Source organism: Cuniculiplasma divulgatum, from assembly GCF_900083515.1.
Classification (GTDB): Archaea; Thermoplasmatota; Thermoplasmata; order Thermoplasmatales; family Thermoplasmataceae; genus Cuniculiplasma; species Cuniculiplasma divulgatum.
This window is the reverse complement of sequence record NZ_LT671858.1, coordinates 372,404-390,464: the sequence shown is the minus strand read 5'-3', so window position 1 is coordinate 390,464 and position 18,061 is coordinate 372,404. Positions and strand designations below refer to the sequence as shown.

General features: G+C 38.0%; 16 protein-coding genes. 5 read left to right on the top strand and 11 right to left on the bottom strand.

Translation table 11 applies throughout. The features are described 5' to 3' along the window. The first annotated feature begins 67 nt into the window (after window positions 1-67). Complete coding sequence (gene aroC / locus CSP5_RS01945; RefSeq protein ID WP_021789125.1) at window positions 68-1,192, top strand: chorismate synthase; 1,125 nt, start codon at window positions 68-70, stop codon at window positions 1,190-1,192. On the opposite strand, the gene CSP5_RS01940 is transcribed toward aroC, so the two are convergent. From CSP5_RS01940 to CSP5_RS01915, 6 genes are all read right to left on the bottom strand, one after another. Continuing rightward, complete coding sequence (locus CSP5_RS01940) at window positions 1,133-2,863, bottom strand: DUF2070 family protein (protein ID WP_077075917.1); 1,731 nt, start codon at window positions 2,861-2,863, stop codon at window positions 1,133-1,135. The two genes, aroC and CSP5_RS01940, sit on opposite strands and share 60 nt — an antisense overlap. Before the next feature lie 41 nt (window positions 2,864-2,904). Next, window positions 2,905-3,960, bottom strand: a complete 1,056-nt coding sequence (locus CSP5_RS01935) for an ATP-NAD kinase family protein (RefSeq protein WP_021789127.1) — start codon at window positions 3,958-3,960, stop codon at window positions 2,905-2,907. 4 nt (window positions 3,961-3,964) lie between these two features. Then, entirely contained in the window at window positions 3,965-5,692 is a 1,728-nt protein-coding gene (locus CSP5_RS01930; RefSeq protein WP_021789128.1) for a zinc metalloprotease, read from the bottom strand. A 22-nt stretch (window positions 5,693-5,714) separates the two neighbouring features. Next, window positions 5,715-8,357: an alanine--tRNA ligase gene (gene alaS, locus CSP5_RS01925; RefSeq protein WP_083705191.1), complete on the bottom strand. Its 2,643-nt coding sequence runs from the start codon at window positions 8,355-8,357 to the stop codon at window positions 5,715-5,717. A 175-nt stretch (window positions 8,358-8,532) separates the two neighbouring features. Continuing rightward, window positions 8,533-9,201, bottom strand: coding sequence for a fibrillarin-like rRNA/tRNA 2'-O-methyltransferase (locus tag CSP5_RS01920; RefSeq protein WP_021789130.1), 669 nt, complete (start codon window positions 9,199-9,201; stop codon window positions 8,533-8,535). Further along, on the bottom strand, window positions 9,201-9,479 hold the full coding sequence (locus tag CSP5_RS01915; protein ID WP_021789131.1) for a hypothetical protein: 279 nt from the start codon (window positions 9,477-9,479) through the stop codon (window positions 9,201-9,203). The genes CSP5_RS01920 and CSP5_RS01915 overlap by 1 nt, the downstream gene beginning before the upstream one ends. A 130-nt stretch (window positions 9,480-9,609) precedes the next feature. On the opposite strand from CSP5_RS01915, the gene CSP5_RS01910 reads away from it, so the two are divergent. Genes CSP5_RS01910 through glmM form a run of 4 tightly spaced genes read left to right on the top strand, consistent with a single transcriptional unit; the run spans window position 9,610 to window position 12,533 of the window. After that, window positions 9,610-9,777, top strand: coding sequence for a zinc finger domain-containing protein (locus CSP5_RS01910; RefSeq protein ID WP_077075915.1), 168 nt, complete (start codon window positions 9,610-9,612; stop codon window positions 9,775-9,777). Between the two features lie 10 nt (window positions 9,778-9,787). Next, a complete protein-coding gene (locus CSP5_RS01905; protein ID WP_021789132.1) occupies window positions 9,788-10,054 on the top strand; it encodes an elongation factor 1-beta in 267 nt (88 codons plus the stop codon). A gap of 8 nt (window positions 10,055-10,062) precedes the next feature. Next, window positions 10,063-11,151, top strand: a complete 1,089-nt coding sequence (locus tag CSP5_RS01900; protein WP_021789133.1) for a glycosyltransferase — start codon at window positions 10,063-10,065, stop codon at window positions 11,149-11,151. Between the two features lie 35 nt (window positions 11,152-11,186). Further along, window positions 11,187-12,533, top strand: a complete 1,347-nt coding sequence (gene glmM / locus CSP5_RS01895) for a phosphoglucosamine mutase (RefSeq protein ID WP_021789134.1) — start codon at window positions 11,187-11,189, stop codon at window positions 12,531-12,533. Between the two features lie 92 nt (window positions 12,534-12,625). Here the strand turns inward: glmM and CSP5_RS01890 are convergent, their stop codons facing one another. The 5 genes from CSP5_RS01890 to CSP5_RS01870 all read right to left on the bottom strand — a co-directional run bounded on the left by CSP5_RS01890 (window position 12,626) and on the right by CSP5_RS01870 (window position 17,875). Then, window positions 12,626-13,846 (bottom strand): 2,3-bisphosphoglycerate-independent phosphoglycerate mutase, encoded by a 1,221-nt coding sequence (locus CSP5_RS01890; RefSeq protein WP_171970411.1) that lies wholly within the window; start codon window positions 13,844-13,846, stop codon window positions 12,626-12,628. Beyond that, on the bottom strand, window positions 13,843-15,072 hold the full coding sequence (locus CSP5_RS01885; protein ID WP_021789136.1) for an adenosylhomocysteinase: 1,230 nt from the start codon (window positions 15,070-15,072) through the stop codon (window positions 13,843-13,845). Before CSP5_RS01885 ends, CSP5_RS01890 begins: the two co-directional genes overlap by 4 nt. After that, a complete protein-coding gene (locus tag CSP5_RS01880) occupies window positions 15,069-15,710 on the bottom strand; it encodes a RibD family protein (protein ID WP_021789137.1) in 642 nt (213 codons plus the stop codon). Before CSP5_RS01880 ends, CSP5_RS01885 begins: the two co-directional genes overlap by 4 nt. A gap of 633 nt (window positions 15,711-16,343) precedes the next feature. Then, complete coding sequence (locus CSP5_RS01875; RefSeq protein WP_145983908.1) at window positions 16,344-16,700, bottom strand: hypothetical protein; 357 nt, start codon at window positions 16,698-16,700, stop codon at window positions 16,344-16,346. Beyond that, window positions 16,688-17,875, bottom strand: coding sequence for a hypothetical protein (locus CSP5_RS01870; RefSeq protein WP_145983907.1), 1,188 nt, complete (start codon window positions 17,873-17,875; stop codon window positions 16,688-16,690). Before CSP5_RS01870 ends, CSP5_RS01875 begins: the two co-directional genes overlap by 13 nt. Window positions 17,876-18,061: the final 186 nt, after the last annotated feature.

Sequence of the window (18,061 nt, the reverse complement as noted above, 5' to 3'; positions counted from 1 at the left end):
GATGGGGGTTTATCTCTCCTAGATACCCGTGAAAAGTCTATTATGACTATATGTATTTCATTCCTTAATGAGTTTTACATTTAAGGACAGAATTTCCATTTCAATATTTGGATCTTCCCATGGTTCCTCAGTAGGCTGCATTCTTGATGGTATACCCGCAGGTTTCAAAGTGGATGAGAATGTTGTTAATCTGTGGATGACAAGAAGGGCTCCTGGACAGAGTTCACTTACCACCCAGAGAAAGGAAACAGATAATGTGGAGTTTATTTCGGGAATTAATAACAGTTACACGGATGGAGGGCCAATTACCATGCTTATAAGAAACAAAGATGTCATTGAAAGACATTATGATGAGTTAAGGGAAAGGCCCAGGCCAGGACATGGAGATCTGAGTCTGTTTCTCAAGTATGGACCATTCAGAAATTATTCAGGCGGAGGTTTTCTTTCAGGAAGAATGACTGCACCACTGGTTGCAGCAGGATCCATAGCAATCCAGTTACTTGCTGAAAAAGACATCCAGATTTCATCCTATTTACAGAGCATGGGAGATATAAGAATTAAGGAAGACAGGTTCTATGATGATTTGGAAGTCTATGGAACCAAGTCAAGGATTCCGGATTCCGTATCTGATGATAAGGCTGATGAACTTATTAGACACTTACAGTCCCAGGGTGATAGTACCGGTGGCATTGTAAAGACTGTTGTGAAAAATGTTCCTGCTGGAATTGGTGAACCATTTTTTGATTCTGTAGAGTCGGTCATATCACACTTAATGTTCTCTGTCCCAGGAGTTAAGGGCATTGAATTTGGTGATGGATTCCAGTTAGGAAGGATGAATGGAAGCACATCCAATGATTTGTTCCGTATGAAGGATGAAAAAGTAAAGGCACTGTCAAATCACAACGGTGGAATTCTTGGAGGAATAACCTATGGAAACGATATTGAATTTAGAACTGTATTCAAGCCCACTTCTTCCATTAGAAAAGAACAGGAAACGGTAGATATAAAAAACTGGAATAATACAACCGTAAGAGTTCAGGGGAGGCATGATCCTTGCATAGCAATAAGGGCTGTCCCGGTGGTTAAATGTGTGACAGCACTCTCCCTGCTTGATCTATACCTCAGAAGACAGTCATCTTATAAAGGGAATTTTGTAAATGAATCCAGTTATGGAAAGGATGAATGGAATTAGGAATGTCAATGAAACACTAAATGCTGCATAATATTTTGCCTTCCTAAGGGATGCAAAAACAGTATTCATGAGTGTTCTGTATGAATCTTCACTCCCCATTTTTACATTTACATCTACGTGCCCATATACGAACGATACATCCTGAATATGGTCAATTGCATCCTCAATAGCTTTAATTGCCACATTTTTTATCCTTTCAACATCGTCTTTCTCACCCAGTGGATTCATATCTAGTGATCCCTGATTCACAATGTGATTGTCAGTAGTATATATGGCAATGTAATCGACCATATGCTTTGCTCCTTCCCTTATTTCCTTCATAAGGTCTCCAGTTATATTGTTAGAATCTGTAAGGAGAATTGCATTTTTCTTATCTCCATAATCAAATACAATTGCCTGTATTCCCATTTTTCCGAGAGAATTCAAATTCAAGACGCTCCTAGAATAACCTGCTTTTCCTCTGTACTTGTCATTCATTCTTGAAACCAGTTTTGAGGAAGATCTGAAATATGGATTGGTATCAGTTATCTCCTTTGCTCCTTTTGAAAAATTGTTCTGTCCGTCCAGAATTGAGAAATGAAGATTGAATTCTTTTTCAATATAATTCCATAATTTTTCCCCTTCAGTGAGAAGTATATCATCAAAATTTACCTTGTCAGGATTGAGTGCGAGGAAACCAAAGTTGCCAAATCTCATTCCATCAAGGATTATTCCTGAAGATTTCAACGATACGATTCGTGACATCATCTTTGACTGGGAAATCCCATTCCATGAATTCCTTATGGCGTTCGCAATTGCATCTATGTCCTCATTCCCTGAACAGTTGTTATTGTTTGTTGTACTTGTGTGGAATACCATGAATTCCGAATTTAGATCCGTTAGTCTCTCCTGCAACCTTCCTGGTAAATCACTGGTTCCAATCAACCCAAATGGTCCAGGATGTATATATGGAAACACCATAGTCACAACATTTTCTTCTTTTTCATTCAATACTCTTATGAAATTCACTGGAACTGTTCTCTGCTCTGAATACATCCTTTTGAAGAATCTGTCTCCAACGTCATAGTACTTCTTGCTTGTTGCACTATAAAGGAAGAATTTAATCAACTGTCTTGGTTCCTCATGAAACTCACTTCTAAAAGTAGATGTTGCCCTGTTAACAAAGAAATAAGAAAGATACGCTGAAATTAGACTGTACAGGATGGCTTCAGCCATTACTGTATAATCAACGTAGAACAGGAAAAATGGTATAAATGAAAGTGTGAGGCTTAGAGAGTTGAGATAGTTGATCCTGTCATTGTCAGATAGGTAGACGTAAAACACAAGAAATCTGAAGAAAGAAACAAATGAAAGGGAAATGGCAATATTCTGTGTGCTAAAAAAAGGAAATATCAGGTCAAGAATGATATAAATTATGAAGAACATGAAGAAGGTTAGCACAAAGAGGAAGAGGTTTTTCTTTAGATTGAGATGAGATTTAAAATATTTTGAGAATATCTGGTCTATTGTTATTGTAATAACCGCGGTAACCGGTATCATGAAAAAAGACATTAAAAGACTTCTTGAATTCAAAAATTCAAGGAAAAATATGATTAGAAGGACAGTTATCAATAACCAGAAAGGCGGTGATCTCTTAACATATTTTGAAAGGTCTGCAAATGTTTTTTCCATTTAACCAACAGCCATTAAAATTAGACATTTAAACTGTATTATTAAAGCACCGGAATCATTCTAAACCTTTCATAACCTACTATTACTTTCACATATTTTCCAAAAAAATCCGGACTTATTCCATCCACATCAAATCTTAATCCCTTTGTTGTTGATAATTTCGTCTCGGAGGATATAATAATAATATTTTTTTTTCCGGCCCTCCTGATTGCCCTCGCGTCGATCTGTCTGTTTCCTCTACCCAGAAAGAACCCACTCCCTGCATAGTGAGATACAATTATTTTCAGTTCTGCATCTTCCTTTACAAATTTGTCTAAATCTTCAGGAAAATAATTACTTTTTATTAGTTTTTTGTCCTTAATGAGATCTACTGAAAACATTGATGTACTCATACCCATATTCTCCATAATCCTCTTGCATGTTGTTCCAGTCCCCATCAAGTAATAGGAAGAATCCATGGTATCCTTAACATATTCTGTAATACTATCTTCTGTCCATTCATATGAAACTATTTTTGGATCGTGATAATGAGTTTCAGATGATATTGACCTGACTGTTCCAATTCTTTTAATCAGGAGTTTTCCCTCCATCATTTTATCTTCATCTGCATCTTCTATGAGAGAATCTACTACGACTGCTTTACCTGAATCAAATTGATCCAGAAGTTCTGCTGCCTCCTCTGGGTCCTTGGCAAATACAGAGCTGTACATCTTCATTCCTGCGGGAATTCCAAGAATAGGAATTTGAGGATTTACAGATAGAATATCTCCAGCAGTTCCATCTCCTCCTGCGAACAGAATTATATCACATCTCTTTTCTGCTTCACGAACAAAATTAATGGTGTCCTGGCGATCTGTAACTTCCCCGTGTTTATATATGACTTCCACGTTATCAAACCCAGAAGTCAATAGCGCATCCTCTCCCATATTTCCTGATGCAGTCAGGAAAACATAATACCTGTTCAGATTATCCAGAAATCTCATGGCTCTGGATATGGAATAGCTCTGATCTGAATTCGTGCTTAACCTATCTGATCCATTTGTCCTGTAAAAAAGACCTTCACCCGCTCTCGGATTTATCATGAAACCTATCTTCATATGTTCACTTCTCCATCATCATCATTTTTCCGTAATAAGTGCTATTATAAACAGCAAAATAAATGTTCGATTCAGGCAGATACTTTGAATAAATTCTGATACTTAAAAAGCTTGGACCATTCTGAGTTGGCTTTTGGATCTGGTAGGTACCAAAACTATAGGATCCATTCTGTTCCAGTGGCACAGAATTTGTGAACCTTGTGGTGTTGCTAACAAGTACATCGTAATGCCAGCTTTGAGGCGCACCAATTAGGATATTCTCAGAAACATTCGCATTTACAGTGTTATATACTGTCACATTTTCTATAAATGCCGTCCTGTTAGATATGGAAGCTGAAGGATACTGCATCTCTATATTTTCTGCTGGATCAATTTTAAAAAATATAAGAGAGATAGATCTATCGGAACTGCCCACATAGATCCTCAGATCAGCGCGGTTTAAACCGGCCGGAGCGGATGTTGTATTTATTCCAATATGGAAAGTATTCATCTCCCCCGGTTTTATAAGAGTGTTATTTGTTGAGATTGATATTCCCATTGCAGGTGACACGGAAAACCCCGGATTAATGCTATTCTGACCATAATTTGATATGATGATATCATAATAGCTCATGGAGTGAGAGCCGTTCAAAGAAACATCCCACTGTTCGTTGTAGAATACGCCCATTTCTGGACTGGATAGGTGAAGTGGATAGGGAGTGAGGCCTATAATGGCAAGAGCCATTGCTATCCCTATGGCCACAAATGCCTTCTTACTCGCCCTCAGATAATTTGTATCTACTGGCTCAATTGTTCCCATACCAAGAAATGCAAGGAACATTGGGAGAATCAACCATGCAAGATACGTAAAAGAAATAAATATCATTATTGTAATGAAAATATATGAAACGTTCTTTCTGAAAGACCTGTTAAATCCAGATAGTATCATACCACCATCCATTAGTCCAATTGGGAATGAATTGAATGATGTGAAAATTAACCCTGACCAGCCTGCAAGGCTGATAGGGTCCAGAAATCCAGAATTTGGTATGAGATGACCTGTAATCATCTGGATGAGAAGTGGTATGTTTATAATGCTTGTTGTTCCATTTGTAACATAGCTGGCACCTGTGTATAATGATAAACCGAGATATCCCACGGTTAGAAAAATAGTTGAAATTATGAAACCCGTAACGAGGGAAAAGAACCCTGCCAGGATTTCATCATCGGAATTCATATAGGGTTCATCAGGTGCATTTATTATTCCCATTGTTCCCATCAGAAATGGGTTTGGGACAAAAAGAGGTATAGAGTATTTCTGCTTCCTGCTCTTCATGATAAGATATTTCGGTAATTCCCTCATTATGAGAATTGATATCACTGGAAGAACGAAGTAAAGGATGCTCAGTGATAAGATCGAAATAGGTCTCATCCCGGAATAATAACTGTTTGAATATGAATAACCTGCATATATTATGGATAGAATCGTAAGGATTATAAGTAGAAATTTCAGGTATGTTCTATTTTTGTTATTTACCTTCTTGAAAGAAATGATCTCCCCTTTTCCATTTGTATATGAATAAAACCCTCTTTCTTTCATGGCATTGTAAAGTTGCTCGAATTTTTTGCTGCTGTACTCACTTTCAGGTATTTTGAAAGTAAGGATGTTGTTATCCCTTTCAACCTTGAGTATCGTGAAAAAAGATGAGAATATTCTTATTTCTTCCTCATCCTGATTTCTGCTGCCAGCCATATATATACTCGTTATGCTAAATTTAGTTTATTAAATTTTCACTTTTCAACTGATTTAAACCAATAGGGATAACCTGACCCTTACCGTCCCACTCAATTTTTGATATACATTTTACTATCTTTTGAAGTTCGTCTTTATTCCTTCCAACAACAGTCTTTTTTTCTTTTGTGGAGAGAATAAAAGAATCTGGTTTGCTCAGGGCAATGGGCACTGCAAGTTTTAACAATTCATCTTTTTCCAAATCTACTATCCATGCATTAGTTCCACATAAGACCAACTTTCTTGCAGAATCAAAGAGATGTGTTAGTATTTCTTTGTTTGCCACTGTAATTTCTTCTCTTAAGCGAATAAGTTCTTCTATACTCTTTTCCACTTTTTGAACAGTGTCCTCCGTTGATCTTACTATATTTTTTATCCTGGTCAGATCCGATTCTATACTTTCAACATAGTTTAGTGCTGCATTTCCTGCGGCAAATGTGAATCTAAATATGCCCTCCTGAATGCTTTCGACCTTTAGAATCTTTAAAAATCCAATTTCTCCCGTGCCAGATAGATGAGTTCCTCCACACCCCTCAACATCAACACCCTCGATCTCCACGACTCTAAGCTTCCCGGATAGTGGAACGCCACCTTCAAAAAGTCTGAACCCATAAGTTTCTATTGCTTTGTTCCAGTCCATGAATCTTGAAGTTACCTTCCTGTTCTCGGTAATTCTTGCAAGACATTCATGTTCTATGAGCCTGATGGTTTCGTCTGTGATCTTTCCGTTATATGTAATGTCAATCCTTGAGGATTCCACACCCTTCTGGGCCCCTGCCTGCCAGACCTGTTCTCCCAGTAGCTTTCTCAGTGTTCCAAGCAGTAGATGAGTTGATGTGTGATGAACCATTAGCTGTTTTCGTCGTGTTCCATCAACATATCCTTTTACTCTTGTGCCCTTTTCTATATGACCAACTATTTTGTGAACAACTGCATTCCCATCCTTATAAACATCTATTACACTGTATTTCTTTGAACCAACCTGGAAATATCCTGTGTCAAATGGCTGGCCACCTCCTGTTGGATAGAAAGCGGTTTGGTTGGTTACTATTAAATCATCTGAAGAATCAAGTATAATACAGGTGAATTCAAGCATGTTTGGGTCGTCATAATAAAGTGGCCTTGTTTCGAGGCCTCTGAATATGGAAACTTCTTCCTTAGCCTTGATTATTTTTTCCTTTCCTGTGTGCCTTTCAACTATCCTTGCGTGGAAATCAGGCGGAATTATTAATTCCTTTCCCTGTTCCTTCATAATCTGTGATACAAAATCAGGAACCAGCCCGTGGGAATCATAGAGCATTTCCAGATCACTGAAGTCCATTGCCCCCTTTTTCTTAAGAATCCTCTTAACGATCTCAATACCCTTTTCAAGAGATTTTTCATATTTATCTCTTTCTTCATCAATTATTTCCTGAAGGAATTGTTCCGGAAAATCATCTACTATACCTTTCATGTTTGATGCCTGAAGTTTTATTATTTCCATCAGTGAGCCTTTGAAATGAAGATGATCTATTGCCCTGAAAGATCTTCTGAGAAGTAATCTGAAAAGATAACCAACCTTTACATTACTTGGAATAACGTAGTCCCTTGAAAGAAGTAATATAGACCGTGCGTGGTCTCCAAGTACATATGCCTGTCTTATTTTCTCTACATGATCCCAGCTGAACGACAGATCGTCTCTTACTACCTTCCTAACTTCTTTCTCTATCTCAGAGGGCAATCTGTCTGGATCAGAGGAATAGATCTGAGTTATTGCTCCCATTTCTGAGATGTTTTCCATCTCAACCCCTGACCTGGTGAGTATATGAGAGATAACGCTTCCATATGTTGAGTCGTATACTGTTGGTGAACCCTGAGTAACCCAGCTTATCCTTTCCAGCCCGTACCCAGTATCAACTATATTCATTTCCATCTTTGAATAGGTTGAACCTTCTATTTCTATGGGACCTTCTGGATCTTCTCTTAAATCCATGAAAACCAGAGTTCCAACCTCTAGACCCCTAACGAAAACTTCCAGGGCATCCCCTGCATTTCCACCACCTGACCATGGCTTCTCCTTGTATGATATTTCTCCCCGTTTTATTCCAACTACCTCAGAGAGAAAACCATCACATCTGGAAACGGTTCCCTCCTTCCAGTAATGGCTTTCCCTGCTGTTATTGAAACTATCATGACATAGCATCTCAAAACATGTTAAGTGCCTACCGGAAACTCCTACCAGGTCCAGATCATTCATTCTGATAGATGGCTGTGACATGACCAGCGGATTTCCTGGTGGCGGGACTAATCCAGAAGTTACATGAGGCTGAAAGTCATAGATTGAGGCATTAACCAGTAGAACATCATCTCTCCATCTTGGAACCACCGGGTACGGCTTTATGTATCTATGATCCTTTGAGAAATAATTTATGAATTCTGTCCTTACCTGATCAGGTGATAGAGGCCCTTTACCAGCAGGATTTCCAATGAAACCATAGGAGTCGCATGGAGGATCGCCGCATGTCACCCTGTCAGAACTCTGAGTCCAGAAAAAGTTTTTACATGATATGCATTGTTTTCTGTGAAAATCATTTTCCTTAAAAAATGCCAGTTGAAATGGACCTTCGCTTTCTATTTCATTATCCATATTCCCCCTATTCTATCCTTATCTTAAATTATTCTCATCTTTTTTATCAGGCTTTTAAAGAATTTTACATATTTAGGTATCTCAGACTATTTGGCAATATGCATTTTTTAACTTCACAATAATATGTTAAAAAATTTTTAAAACCTAATATTGGTGAAAATAACTACTTTTCAATTTAATTGGTATTTTCCAGAAACAAAAGAAAGTGACCTTTATGGTAATTAGAAATATCTGTTATGGAGATTATATGAATTCCTGCTCTTTTTTTCAAAAGCCCTGTAACCTCATTAAGAATCTCTGAAGGCTTCATTGAGGAATCTATAGATGTTGCCTTTAAAATAAAAATTGCGTGCTGCCAGTGGTTAAAGCAATCAAGATTATTGAAGAGAATTGAGATCTGATCACGCTGAGATATGTCCTGGTATATTATCTCCGGATCCCGTTCCATAAAGAAAGAATATCTATCAGGATTCCTGGCATTTGAAAGTACAGGATAAATATTATTTCTTTTCTCTGCAAGTCTTAAAAGTCCAGAAAATGGCTCAGGAGAAAATTCTACTGCGAATATGTGTCCATCTGGTGAAAGATCTGATATATGACTAACTGTAGTTCCGAAAGAGGCACCCAGATAGAGAATTTCAGAATCTTCCAGTATTGGCATGCCTGAGAACCCATTGTATATTGCAGCGGAAAGCTTGCTTCTTTTTGGGTCCCAGAGTCTGTAGTTTTCCCCATTCATCTTCAATTGTCTTTCTCCATATACACTGTCCCTGTAATTAGAAGCTGTGTAAATCTTTCCTTTTATTATCCTTATGTTCTGATTCAGGAACTTTTTTGGAAACATTATGAAAGTTCACCACATATTTCCTTAAAATCTTCATCGTCAGATGTGACAAAAAATATTGAGTTTTCTCCAACTTCTATACGTTGCTTTATTTTGACCTCAATCAGTTTCTTTTCTCTCAATTTGATAAACATGATATCCATATCCATAAGTTCATCCCATATACCAGGTTGTGGCTTTATTAGAACAGCAAGGTAAGGTGGCACTTCGCTAACAGTATATGCCTTTGCCTCGATTGAACTATCTGACTTCTTTGAGCTAGATACCTGTAAGAACATAGAGGTACATGTATTAGTCGATTAAAAATTCTCTCACTGTGTATAAGTTGATATCCAATGGAATGAAACTGGATTTAAACAATAAATGTATATAAGAAATTGAAATTATGACCGATTAAGAGGATGTTCAATGGGAAACAAAGAAGATTGCAGTTCATGCGGTAAAGGTCTGATTGGTGAGGGCTATTCCATATTCGACTGCCCTAACTGTGGGGAAAACATTATAGGAAGATGCAGAAATTGCAGAGAGCACAATACACCTTATACATGCGAGAAATGTAACTTTACGGGACCGTGAGGTAGTTAATATGGCGGATGTTGCAATTACATTTTCAGTTTTGCCCGAAGAGTCTGACTCTGATTTAAACCAGATGTCTGAAAAAATTAAAGGTTCCCTGAAAGATCAGTGCAGAATATCTAACCTTGAGATCAAGGAAATTGCCTTTGGATTGAAAAAAATAAGCCTTGAAGTTGTCGTGAGAGATGATGAAGGACAGCAGGATAAAATCGAGGAGATTCTAAGAGGCATAAGTGGAGTTGGTCAGGTAGACGCAGAAGACATGAGTCTAGTTTAAACCAGGAAATGACCCAGCTAATACTAGATTATTTAATCGAAGGTATATATTATTTTATCCTTGCCCTTATTGTTTTAATTTTTTTGTCTCAACTCTATCTTTCACTTCCTAGAAAGTTTAGGAAAAAATACATTGGTACACCGGATTTTAAAACTCTCGTGATACTCCCATGCAAGGGAGTTGACTACACATTAGATGAAAATCTGAAATCCCTAAAGGATCAAAGTTATGGAAACTACAAAATCATGGCGGTTATAGACTCAGAAGATGATCCGGCAACTGATCATATCAGGAGTAATGGAATTGAATATGTTATTAACGAGTGCCAATCAGGTGGGAGTGGAAAAGTAAGGGCAATAGCAACAGCCCTAAGAAAGTTTGACGATTATGATGCATATGTAATTGTTGATTCTGATGTGCTTGCAGACAGAAACTGGCTTTTAAATTTACTTCGTCCACTAATAGATGAATCTAACGGTATATCAACAACATTCCCATACTTTGAGCCAAAAAATGGTTTCTGGTCTAAATTTAAAACCGCTTGGGGGTTTGTTGGAGTTGGTATGATGCAGTCAGATATTACAGTATTCGGCTGGGGAGGCTCTCTTGCATTCAGAAAAGGACTGTTTGATGAGAAGAGTCTAAATGATTTCGCCGAAGCTGTTTCTGACGACATGGCTATAACAGATCTTTGCAGGGCGAGGGAAAAGAAAGTAGCATATGTTCCCGAAAGCGTGGTTACCATAAACTCTCCAGACGATTGGCATGTATTCAGGGAATGGTCCATAAGACAGACTTCACTCCTTCTGAGTAAAAGCAGAAATGCATATTATATAGGAATCCTGCTCTACGGTTCCTCAGCCCTACTATTTATAGGAGCCATATTACTATCGGTGTTTGTTTCTGCTTACTTCCTTGTGCTTTTCATTCCTCTTATAATGAACGAGATCAAGATGTTCAAAAGATTGCGAAGCAAACAGGCTATATACATACTGGTACAGATTCTCCTTCCATTCTTTTATGTTTGGAATCTTGTGGTTGGATCCAAAACCAAAGAGATTGCCTGGAGAGGAAACAGATATAGCCTATACAAATGATATAATTTTAAAATAGAACCAGCCCATAGGGTATTATGAGTGAAGATCCTAAAAATAAAAGATTGTTCGGCACTAATGGTATAAGGGGGATTCCCAACGAAGATCTTACCCCAGAATTCTGCATGATGATAGGTAAGGCCATAGGAACATTTTTTAATGGAAAGATAGTAATTGGTTCAGATAACAGACTCTCTGGAGATATGATAATAAATGCAGTAAATTCTGGAATCTTATCTACAGGTTCAGAAACAGTTATGATTGGTGTCTTGCCAACCCCAGCTATTCAGTATTACTGCAAGAAACATGCATTACCAGGAGTGATGATAACTGCCTCTCACAATCCCCCTCAGTTCAATGGGATTAAGTGCATTGACAGTGATGGGACTGAACTTGAGAGGACAAAAGAAGAGAAAATTGAAGAGATATATTATTCAAAAACGTTCAATGTATCAACCTGGAACAACATTGCAAGAAGTTTTCATGATAACTCAGGATTCGATCTGTACGTTAATGGAGTTATGAACATGATAAATGTTACCAAAATAAGGGAAAGAAGGTTCAGAGTTGCAGTGGATACTGGAAATGGAGCCGCATACCTTACCACTCCTGAACTGCTTTCAAGACTTGGAGCAACTGTGGTTACGCTTAATGCAAATCCAGATGGTCTCTTCACGTCAAGAGAGTCAGAACCGAAACCTGCTAATCTGAAGTATTTGATAGATCTCGTAAGATCAGGAGGCTTTGATTTTGGGATTGCCCATGATGGAGATGCGGATAGGGCTGTTTTCATAGACTCGGAAGGAAACTTTATCGATGGCGATAAAACATTAACGCTTTTCGTGAAATATTATATTAAAAAAGGAGAGAAGGTTGTAACACCTGTCAGTTCCTCAGATGCACTGGAGGAAGTTTGCAAGAAAGAAGGGGCAACGGTTATAAGAACAAAGGTTGGAGCACCTATAGTTTCCAGGACAATGATTCAGGAAAAAGCAAGACTGGGTGGGGAAGAGAATGGAGGCATAATTTATGGAGATCATCAGTACTGCAGGGATGGGGCCATGTCCCTTGGAATAATTATGGACATAATGGCCAAGGAACATAAGGATCTAAAAACCTTAATCGACACACTTCCACAATTTTACATTACAAGAAAGACAATTCCCGCAAAATCTGATTTTAGCTCGCTGGTGGAAAGACTCAAGAATGAATATGCTGAGTGGGAAATATCCTTAATGGATGGCATCAAGTTAAGAAATGGCCATGATTGGATACTTGCCAGACCATCTGGTACAGAGCCTATTATAAGATTGTTCACCCATTCTTCAGATTTGAAAAGATCAGAGAAACTATCTCATGATGTGGAAAATCTTGCAAAATCTTGATAATTACTTTGTTCTGCCTCAATTATAGAAATATAATGAAGACATCTTATTTTAAATTAAGTTCAGGATTAAGCTGTCACTTTGCCTGGACCCTATGCCCCATATTTTTCAAGTCTGTCAGTAAGCTGTAGAGCATAATCCATTACGTTTAATCCTCTAAGGGAAAAACCTGTTTTTGAACATGACTTTTCATTGAATGCTTCACTTTCCCTCTTGTTTAATCCATCTCCATAAAACATAATGGGAACTGGATCCCCAGTATGTTCGCCATTTACGGATGATGTAGAATGATCTCCGGTAAGGATGAACAGCGCCCTGTCCCTAAGACCCAGCAGGGGTTCCATTGCCTCATCGATTCTCTCCATTACCTCTTTCTTTAGTAGCGGATTCTTATCATGTGCAGCAACATCAGTAGCTTTTATATTTACCAGAATGAATTCGTAATTATCCACTCCCTCTGCCACAGCTTTAATTTTTCCCATATAGTTTGTATTTGTGCTACCAGTGATCCCATCAACGGCGATCTTCTCCATCCCTATCATCTCAGCAAGTCCCTTAATCATTGGAATTCCGATAACATATCCTGCCTTCATTCCATACTTTTTCTCGAACGGTTCGAGTTTTGGCGCACTTCCAGCTCCACGAATGAGTAATTCGTTTGCTGGTAGCTTTCCCTTGCTGATCAGATCCAGGTTAAATGGGTGAGAGTCAAGTATTGACCGCATTCTTTTCATATAATTTTTCAATATGTAGGATGTCTTTCTTCCCTCTTCTTCGATGAATTCAGGTTCGTTATATTCCCTACCTACTTCATGTGGATCCGTATCCCTGACCTTATCAGAGAGACCCTGACCCTTCATGAGTAGGGCTGCCCTGTGCTCAACACCTGAAGCAACCTGTATGGTAACATCATCAATCTTGAATGATATATCCTTACTCAATTGCTCAGTACTCTTATCTATACGCCCTGCTCTTCTATCGGTTATAATTTTTCCATCTCTTGTGGCATAGTTTGCCCTGAATGCAATATCTCCCGGTTCCACTTTCATCCCAAGCCCCAGTGCTTCAAAGGGACCTCTTCCAGTGTAATATTTCTCTGGATCATATCCCAGTATGGATAAATGAGATGTATCAGACCCGCATACAACTCCTTCCCTGAAAGGATGCATAAGACCACATATGGAATTACGGGCCATCCTGTTCAAATTTGGCATATAGGCTGATTCCATTGGGGTCTTATTGTGAAGTTTTGCAGATGGCCTATCTCCGAGACCATCCATTATTATGAGAACAACAGACTTCCTTTTACTCACGTGCCTTCCTCCCATGATTCACTGTATCTGATCTGCTCTTCAGTTGGCTGATCAATTTTGATTCCGATGCTTTCCAACCTGATCCTGGCAACATCCTGATCTACCTCATATGGTACCGGATATACCTTGTTCTCAAGACTCTTGTGGTTCTTTAGGAGATGCTCTGCTGTAAGTGCCTGTATTGCGAAGCTCATATCCATTATTTCCACTGGGTGTCCCTGTCCTGCGGCAAGATTTACCAGCCTTCCATCGGCTATAACGTAAATCTTTTTTCCATTCTGCAGTGTGTATCCCTTTACATAATCTCTTACCTGCTCACTCTCTTTGCTCATCGTCTCCAGTTTATCCAGATCAATTTCATTGTTGAAATGTCCTGCATTAGACAGTATTATGCCATCCTTAGCGTTTGAAAGTGCTTCAAAATCAACAACGGACTTAACCCCAGTCACCGTTACAACCATGTCAGATACCTTAAGTGCTTCCTTTATTGGCATCACATCATACCCTTCCATTGTTGCCTCGTTGGCCTTCACAGGATCGACCTCTGTTACTGTTACCCTTGCACCCATGCCTTTCATTCTCAGTGCAACTCCTTTGCCACAGTATCCGAATCCAACGACAGATACCCTCTTCCCGGCAATAAGTATGTTTGTCGCGTTCATTATACCATCAAGTGCACTCTGTCCTGTTCCATACCTGTTATCGAACAGATGCTTCATTGATGCATCATTAACATCAAACATTGGAAATTTCAGATCACCTTTTTTTTCCATGTTCCTGAGCCTATTCACACCGGTAGTTGTTTCTTCATTTCCTCCAATTACGCCTTCTCTCATTTCTGATCTGCTGGTGTGTAACAGCTTAACTAGATCTCCCCCATCATCCACAACTATCTGTGGCCTACTGTCTATTACCTTGTTGAGATATTCGTAATATTCTTCCTCTGTTTCACCCTTTCTTGCAAAAACTTTCATTCCGTAATCTTCCTTCAGGGATTTTACAACTGCATCATCCGTGCTGAGAGGATTGCAGGATGACATGGTTACATCAGCTCCTCCTTCCTGCATGAGTAATGCAAGAATTCCCGTCTTGGCTTCAACGTGCAGCGCCATGCCGATTCTGACACCCTTGAATGGCTTTTCTCTTATCATTCTATCACGTATACTATTTACAACCGGCATGTGTGTTCTAGCCCAGTCCAGTCTCATATATCCATTACTTTTCATTTCCATTCCCTCTTAAATTTTGATGGGTCAATCTTAAGCAACAACCCACCTTTCATAATCCTCACATCAAGTATAACATTTCTTATTTCCCTATCTGTGGTTGGAGAAAGTATTCCGCCATCCTCGAGAAACAGATCCCCAATAAACATATACATTTCGTCTACAAATCCTCTTTGCAGAAATGCCTCTGCTGTAACCCTGCCTCCCTCTACGAGAACTGACCTAATTCCCTTTTCATAAATGAGTTCCAGCGATTTTTCAAGATTGAAAGGTTTACCACAGTTTACGTACTCTATATTTTCTTCACATTTCTCACTTTTTTCAGAGTTAAGTATTATGGTTTTTCTCTTTCCATCCATTACCCTGTAATTTGGAGTGAGACTACAGCGTGGGTCTATTATGAGTCTAATTGAGTTCTTATTGTTAGGCGCGATCAGCGATGGGTTATCCTTGATTACTGTTCTATACCCAACCAGTATTCCATCTGAGTTATTTCTTAGAGTCTGGACTCTTATGTTATCCTCCTCAGATGATATATATGCCCTTTCCCCTGAAATTTTTGAGATGTAGCCGTTTATGCTCTGTGCCATATTTAATATGATATGAGGTCTGTTCAATGTTTCCTTATATTCCTTCATCCTATTCTTTTTTTACTTTTAGATTTCGTCGAAGCTATACTTCTGGAAACTTTAATCCTGAGAATTTTAAGACAGTTCATGTTAACCTGCATGAATTTCTATCCTTATCCAATACCATCTCTTTAGACCAGTTTCATTAAACGTATTCAAATATTGAGATGAAATTGATTGGGATTATTCCTGTAATTACTGAACCCATTTTTCTGAAAATGGCCTAAACTGCTTTGCATGTTTCTATAGTGTCGATGGTATGTGTGATTATATCGATCTATCCAGGCTTCAATGAAATATAATTTTTAAATTTGAGGCTGTGAAACCTGAATTTATAAGATTAGGATGTGGATAGAATTTGCTTTTAGAATGGTAGAAGAGAAGTTTTACTTATTGCTGATCATTAAGAAGATATCCTGAAAATAGGTTGTGATTCTATTGACACGGCATAAAATCAACTGTAGATCGGAATTTTAACATGAAATTTTATTTTATTGACCCTTCAGACTTCAAAAAAAATTAATCGGTTCAGTGAAGAGAAATAATCTTTACATAAAGTACCTCAAAGATTATCTTGAGGATTATACCATTGAATTCACGTCAGATATCGTATTTATTAAGCAAAATGGAAATGTGAAATAATTAATATGGTGATCGTGAGGACTTTAAGAGATATTTGTTGAGACTAAAGAATACATATTCAAAGAATGATATTAGGATTACAATAAGCATTAAATATTCAAACTCTGAGCCCCAGTACTCTGTGATTGACAGATTTACAATTGAAAAATAATTAAGACCACCTATTATCGCAATCAGGCACCCAATAGAAACTAAAATCAGAATAGTTGCATACTCGACTATAACTATATTATGTAGCTTTGTGGAAATTCCATTCACATTTTTCTTTGAGATTTCCTTTCTGAAAGTAAGGAAAATAAGAGTATAGGGAAATACCCACAGAGTTTGGAAGAGCCGAAGATCAATCACCATTGCCACCCGTAATATTCCCCCCATGTATTCCACCCTAATCTACTTGCTATATTATGTGTCTCTCCTGAAAGAGCACTCGAAACAACTACAAATGCAGGGTTATTACCTATAACGGGTATGTATGGGAAAATAGAAACTGTGCCTGTGTTAGTATATCCATTCCAGGAAAATGATGATGCAAAGGTTCCAACTACTGTAATCCACGGATAAAAGAAATTGATGTCGTAATATTCCCACATAAATTTTGGATTTCCTTTAATTGGGTTTGCATAGGTTGAATCATACATAGTATGTAATTGATTTGCCATATAACTCTGAATTGCGTATATTGAAATAGCAGCGACTGCAATTATCCCAGCAATTGCTGATCCAACTTCCCCAGCAATGGCACCTATTCCATAATAACCTCCTAAAGCAGATATTGATGCTGTAAAGAATCCGCCGACTGCATCATATGTTTGTATAGTGTTTATTGTATTGTACATATGATTATACCAATATTGAGCGTCCGAACCAACATATAGTATGTTAATTGTATCATGTTCACCATAGTTTAGCGTCCCCCAGTGACCAGCCCATGGAGCATACCATGGTCCAGGATACCACCATGATATGCCAAAATAATTTACTGATACCATTGTGAATTCACCTGACCATGTGGGAAATCCTGAAGGATAGGATGCTGTTGAAGCCTTAGTGACAAAATACCTTGAATTGTTTGATGATAATGTTAACACTGTGTTGACAGGCATTTTAGGATGTTCTTTTATGTAATTAATAAATTTAAGTCCTGCCTCCTGGTTCTCCATTCTGAATCTGATCTTTTCCCTATTGGTAATCTTATTGATCATGCTTATTGCCACAGGATTATCCTTGATGAATTTTGGAAACAGTTCCTCAACCTGTGAAGTTCCAAGCATATGAGAATTAATAGCTCTTCCTTCACTCAGAGTGTCAGCATGTTCATCATTCATGAGCCATGAATTGAATAGGTTAGATAAATTATCCGATGTGTTGGAAGGATTCTGGATCAAATATTTTCCCTTTGATACTTGATCTGACATGTTGATGGTATGCTTATGGTTCGTATGGGATGCAACTGAACTCTGCATTGATATCCCTAAAAACATGATGACTATGAAAACTGCAGCCACTCCAAGTAATTTCTTTCGTATATTCACATGTTTATAATAGTTTTATATATATATATTTTTCTGTCTCTTTATTATTCATCAATTTTTTCTCTTTTAATTCAATTACGGAGGCATTTTTAATTTGATTTCTTGCTTTATGTGAGACAATACTTTCCTCTATAATTATCAGCAATATGGATAAAAGTGGAAAGTTGAAAACGATTTATACTTCAC